This window comes from Streptomyces tendae (assembly GCF_014650435.1).
In the GTDB taxonomy this organism is placed as follows: Bacteria; Actinomycetota; Actinomycetes; order Streptomycetales; family Streptomycetaceae; genus Streptomyces; species Streptomyces tendae.
This window is the reverse complement of sequence record NZ_BMUY01000086.1, coordinates 1-770: the sequence shown is the minus strand read 5'-3', so window position 1 is coordinate 770 and position 770 is coordinate 1. Positions and strand designations below refer to the sequence as shown.

The 770-nt window shown below is 64.4% G+C and carries 1 protein-coding gene; it reads right to left on the bottom strand.

All coding sequences use genetic code 11. From position 1 onward, the window contains the following. Positions 1–770: cbb3-type cytochrome c oxidase subunit I (locus IE258_RS40740; protein ID WP_189750830.1), on the bottom strand; the 770-nt coding region annotated here is incomplete at both ends.

Below are 770 nucleotides of genomic sequence, written 5' to 3'. Positions count from 1 at the left end.
GCCCACACCGTCACCGACAGACCCGCGATCGCGATCGTCGCACCGATCAGACCCATGTAGCCGAAGATCGGCTTGCGGGAGAAGACCGGGATGATCTCACTGACGATGCCGAAGAACGGCAGCGCGATGATGTACACCTCTGGATGCCCGAAGAACCAGAACAAGTGCTGCCACAACAACGCCCCGCCGTTGGACGAGTCGAAGATGTGGGCACCGAACTTGCGGTCGGCCTCCAGCGCGAACAGGGCCGCGGCCAGCACCGGGAAGGCCAGCAGGACCAGCACACCGGTCAGCAGCACGTTCCAGGTGAAGATCGGCATGCGGAACATGGTCATGCCCGGCGCACGCATGCAGATGATCGTGGTGATGAAGTTGACCGAGCCGAGGATGGTGCCGAAGCCGGAGAAGGCCAGACCCATGATCCACAGGTCACCGCCGATACCGGGCGAGTGCACCGCGTCGGACAGCGGCGAGTAGGCGAACCAGCCGAAGTCGGCCGCGCCCTGCGGGGTCAGGAACCCGCCCACCGCGATCGTCGAGCCGAACAGGTACAGCCAGTAGGCGAACATGTTCAGCCGGGGGAACGCCACGTCCGGCGCGCCGATCTGCAGCGGCATGATCCAGTTCGCGAAGCCCGCGAACAGCGGCGTCGCGAACATCAGCAGCATGATCGTGCCGTGCATCGTGAACGCCTGGTTGAACTGCTCGTTCGACATGATCTGCAGACCAGGTCGAGCCAGCTCGGCGCGCATGAACAGCGCCATCACGCC